The sequence below is a fragment of the Holdemanella porci genome (genome assembly GCF_009696075.1).
In the GTDB taxonomy this organism is placed as follows: domain Bacteria; phylum Bacillota_I; class Bacilli_A; order Erysipelotrichales; family Erysipelotrichaceae; genus Holdemanella; species Holdemanella porci.
Genome location: NZ_VUMR01000082.1, coordinates 1 through 4614 on the forward strand (window position 1 = coordinate 1; position 4614 = coordinate 4614).

Below are 4614 nucleotides of genomic sequence, written 5' to 3' on the forward strand. Positions count from 1 at the left end.
CGGACTTCTTGCAGTTCTTCCCGTTGTTCTTGTGGTATTGGCACTTGTAACAACAGTACCGTGTTTATCGGAAACTGCAAGACCTCCCAGGTATGCAGCTGATACCTTGACTTCTCGCCCTGCTTTATAACGCCGGTGGTGTCCGATTGAATCTGGCATAACGATTCAACCTATATTGGTTGCGGCTACTATGAGAGCATCACCCACCACTTTGTCGTGACTAACGACGCTAGATTGCTTCAGGCTTTCGCTTTAGGGCTCTAAGTCTTTCCTTCCTACGCTTAACACTGTACCTCACGATACAATGCCCAAGGACTAGATACTGGCCTCTTTGCTCCAAGAGTTACCAGGTTAGGAGTTTCACCTAACTAAATCAACTGCACCGAACTGGCGCACCATAGTATCACCCAAATGAAATTTTATACCTCATAATCCTTTAATACAAATACAAAAAAGGGAGCAGTGTCTAAACTACTTCCAACATGTTTTCAGCATCATTGGCCGCTTTTACTTTATCATTGGCACGAACAATAATTCCAGATTCATCTATTAGATACGTTGTACGAACCACGCCCATAGATACCTTTCCATAATTTTTCTTTTCTTTCCACACATCATAAGCTTCAATCACTTTTCTTTCTGGATCCGCCAATAATGTAAAGGCAAGACCATACTTTTCTTGAAACTTCTTATGAGAAGCCACTGTATCTTTACTTACACCTAAGACGACAGCTCCTTTTTCTAAGAATTGTGGATATCTTTCAGAAAAACCACAAGCTTGCTTTGTACAACCCGCCGTATTATCCTTTGGATAAAAATATAAGATAACTTTTTTACCTTTATAATCACTTAATTTGTGCATCACACCATCTTGATCAGGCAATTCAAAATCAGGTGCTTGAATTCCAATTTCTAACATATATATTCTCCGTTTCGTTACACAAATTATAACATTCCAAACAATTTAAACATACCCATATGCACAAAAGGAAGCATACTAGCTTCCTAACGTTTTTTCTTACTCATTTTACTTGATCTGAACTGCGCTTGTCTTTGCGCCTTTTTTGTAGGCTTTTGGTTGAATTGTTTCTTTTCTAATACGCAAACACTTTCAATATGATCTGTATAAGGGAATAAATCCACTAATTCTAGTTTATTTGTGACATAACCTTGTTTTCTAAATTGGTTTAAATCACGAACCTGTGTTCTTGGATCGCAAGAAATGTACAGAATCTTTCTTGGATTTAAAGCAGTTGCACACTCAATAAAATCTTTTGTCGTACCTGCACGAGGTGGATCAAGAATGATCGCATCATAATGATTGTGATATTTTCTTGCCTGACGCATAAACTCTGTTGAATCCATCGCAACAAATTCGATATTTTTGATTTTATTTTGTTTCGCATTGTATTTTGCATTTTCAATCGCATCCGGATTGAGTTCCACACCCATGACTTTCTTACAAGAATCTGTCATCGTTAAACCAATTGTACCAACACCACAATATGTATCTAGTACTGTATCCGTTTCCTTTAAATCTAACATTTTCTTAGCTAAGCCATACAATACTTCGCATTGCTCAGAATGAATTTGATAGAACGAATTGTGTGAAAACGCAATGTCTAAGCCACATAACTCATCATGAATCATACCATTTCCATATAAAACAATGGCTTCATCCTGCAAAACAATACTTGTCTTTCTAGGATTGATATTTTGTACAATTGTTTTAATTTGTGGAAATTCACTCGTTAATACACGCACCATATTTTTTCTTGAGGGAAAAATTTTCTGACTTGTGACAAATACAACCATCACTTCATCTGTCTTATGTCCCCAACGAATCAATACATGACGCAATAAACCAGTCCCTGTTCTTTCGTTGTACAATTCTAATTTCATAGAGCCTACAAGTTCTGTTATCTTGTTGATAATTTCATTGACAAGTTTTGGTTGCATTATACAATTTTCAGTCTTCACAACACGATGCGAATGAGGCGCATATAAACCCGAATATACTTTTCCTTTATCTTTTGAAAAACCAACAATCACTTTATTACGATAATGTGTATCATTCTTTGCCATATGCACATCGCCAACACGAACCTTTAAATGTGCTTTTTCAACTAAGGCTTCCACATCTTTTTTCTTTTTATCGGCCTGCATACTTGGCTTCAGTTTTAAAAGTGAACATCCACCACATATTTTTTCTACTTTACACTTCACTAATTTTCTCCTTTATTAAGTCAATGACTTTACTTGAATCTTTAACTTCAATCGTTTCAAATCCCAAATTACATGCTGCAACTACATTATCTTTTCGATCATCTAAAAATAAACATTCCGATGCCTTAAGATTATATTTTTTTAACAATATATGAAATATTTCTGGATCTGGTTTAATTTTCTTATATTCATAAGAAAAAACACCGCCATCTATATTATCAAACACACCAAGACTTCTCAAATATTTTGTGTCATCTTCTGGAATATTTGAAAGAATATATACTTTGTATCCGAATCGTCTTAAATCTTTGATATACGCAACATTATCTTTTAATGGAATCACAAATTCTGTCCAATGATACATCAATTTTTTGATACTTAACTCTAATTCAGGAAATTGTTTTACTCCCTTTTCAATCATTTCTTCCACTGAATAGAGTCCTTGATCATACTCATCCCATAAAGAATCAAAATAGAATGATTTCACTTCTTTTTGTTTTTCATTAAAGAAGCTATAAATCAATTCATTTGAATCAAATTTAACCAATACATTTCCTAAATCAAATACTATATTTTTTAGCATATGCCAATTATACTTGAAAAAAACATCTAAAACAAATATGATTTTTGAAGAAAAGAGGTATGTTATGATTAAACCAATAATGAAAGATGAAGCTTTCTTAGCTATTAAATCAGCTCCAGCTACAAAAATGGATACACAAGTGGCTCAAGATCTAAAAGATACATTACAAGCTTATAGTGATCAATGCGTAGGCATGGCTGCCAATATGATTGGTGTTTCTAAAAATATTATTATCTTTGCGATTGGACCTGCACAAATTGTGATGTATAATCCAAAAATCACAAAGAAATCAAGACCATACAAAGTCAAAGAAGGTTGTTTATCACTAGAGGGTGAAAGAAATACAACTCGTTATGAAAATATTACCGTTGAATATCAAGATGAATCTTTTAAAAAGTGTAAACAATCCTATTCTGGTTTTGTTGCTCAAATCATTCAACATGAAATTGATCACTGCAATGGTATCATCATTTAATAAAGCCAGGAAAAACCTGGCTTTTTATATAATTTGAATAATTCGATCTTTTAGATCCTCTAAACATAAAGGTTTACTGATATGCCCATTCATACCAGCCTTGTAACATTTCTATATATCTTGCATATACACATTGGCACTCATCGCAAGGATTGGAGTCTTTTTATCTTTTTTCGAATTTGTAAAGTAGCTGCAACCCCAACTTCTAAATCATTTGAACTTTCATTTAATACATCACGATAAAAGTTTTCCTGCTCACTTAACTATAGTTTTCCAACACCTTCTACTTCTTTCACTAATTCTTGATACTTCATAATCTTCACCTAAGCAGAATGTATCATGAATGAAAAAAAGCACAAACTCGAAAGTTTGTGCCTAGAATTATTTCACTAACAACTCACAGATCTTCTTTGAATATGCGATTGGATCTTTGATTGCGAAGCCTTCAATTAAACAAGCCTGATCATATAATACTTCAGTAACTTCTTTAACTTTATCTTTATCAGAAGCGTATAAAGTCTTCAATGTTTTAAAGATTGGATGATTTGGATTGATTTCCAAAATACGTGTAGCCTTCATAGGCATTGGACTTTGGTTAGGCATATTTGCGAAAACCTTTTCCATCTCAAAAGAAATACCTTCGCCAGCCGTTAAGCATACTGGATCCTCTGTCAATTTATTTGACAATTTAACTTCAGCAACCTCATCGCCTAAAGCTTCTTTCATGAATGTCAATAAATCTTTATTTTCTTCTTTTGATTTATTTAAAGCTTCCTTTTCTTCCTCAGTATCTAAATCTAAATCTCCTTGAGCCGCATTTCTGAACGTCTTTTCTTTGTAGTTCATCAATGTCTGCATCACAAATTCATCCACTTCATCTGTTAAATAAAGAACTTCAAATTCTTTATTCTTCAATGTTTGAACAACTGGCATCTTGTCAATCAACTCAACATCTTTACCAGATACAAAGTAAATGTCTTTTTGATCCTCTTTCATACGAGAAACATATTCACTTAAAGTAACATATTTCTTTTCTCTTGAAGAGTAGAACAACAATAAATCTTGGAATTTTTCTTTATCCATACCATAATTGTTGTAGACACCAAACTTCAAGTTTACACCAAATTCTTCAAAGAATTTTTCATATGCTTCACGATCTTTGGCAAGCATATTTCCAAGTTCATTCAATACTTTCTTTTCAATACGATGATGTTAGCATATAAATAGGACTAGTCAAAAAGAGAAAATTTACGCCAGTGGTACAATAGAAAGAGGATGATTCAAAGACAAAGGAAGGCAAAAGAAAATGGCAAATAAAAAGAAACAGTTT

General features: G+C 33.5%; 5 protein-coding genes. 1 reads left to right on the forward strand and 4 read right to left on the reverse strand.

The window, feature by feature from the left end:
• Nucleotides 1-466 precede the first annotated feature (466 nt).
• The 3 genes from bcp to FYJ55_RS10115 form a co-directional block, all read right to left on the reverse strand.
• Nucleotides 467-919: a thioredoxin-dependent thiol peroxidase gene (gene bcp / locus FYJ55_RS10105; RefSeq protein WP_154556719.1), complete on the reverse strand. Its 453-nt coding sequence runs from the start codon at nucleotides 917-919 to the stop codon at nucleotides 467-469.
• A gap of 86 nt (nucleotides 920-1005) precedes the next feature.
• Nucleotides 1006-2226, reverse strand: coding sequence for a 23S rRNA (uracil(1939)-C(5))-methyltransferase RlmD (gene rlmD, locus FYJ55_RS10110; RefSeq protein WP_270499745.1), 1221 nt, complete (start codon nucleotides 2224-2226; stop codon nucleotides 1006-1008).
• Nucleotides 2216-2809: an HAD family hydrolase gene (locus tag FYJ55_RS10115; protein WP_154556720.1), complete on the reverse strand. Its 594-nt coding sequence runs from the start codon at nucleotides 2807-2809 to the stop codon at nucleotides 2216-2218. Before FYJ55_RS10115 ends, rlmD begins: the two co-directional genes overlap by 11 nt.
• A 64-nt stretch (nucleotides 2810-2873) precedes the next feature.
• On the opposite strand from FYJ55_RS10115, the gene FYJ55_RS10120 reads away from it, so the two are divergent.
• Nucleotides 2874-3284 carry a peptide deformylase gene (locus FYJ55_RS10120; RefSeq protein WP_154556721.1) on the forward strand — a complete coding sequence of 137 codons (411 nt, stop codon included), beginning with the start codon at nucleotides 2874-2876 and terminating at the stop codon, nucleotides 3282-3284.
• A gap of 381 nt (nucleotides 3285-3665) precedes the next feature.
• Here the strand turns inward: FYJ55_RS10120 and FYJ55_RS10125 are convergent, their stop codons facing one another.
• On the reverse strand, nucleotides 3666-4487 hold the full coding sequence (locus FYJ55_RS10125) for a hypothetical protein (RefSeq protein ID WP_326831870.1): 822 nt from the start codon (nucleotides 4485-4487) through the stop codon (nucleotides 3666-3668).
• Nucleotides 4488-4614 lie beyond the last annotated feature (127 nt).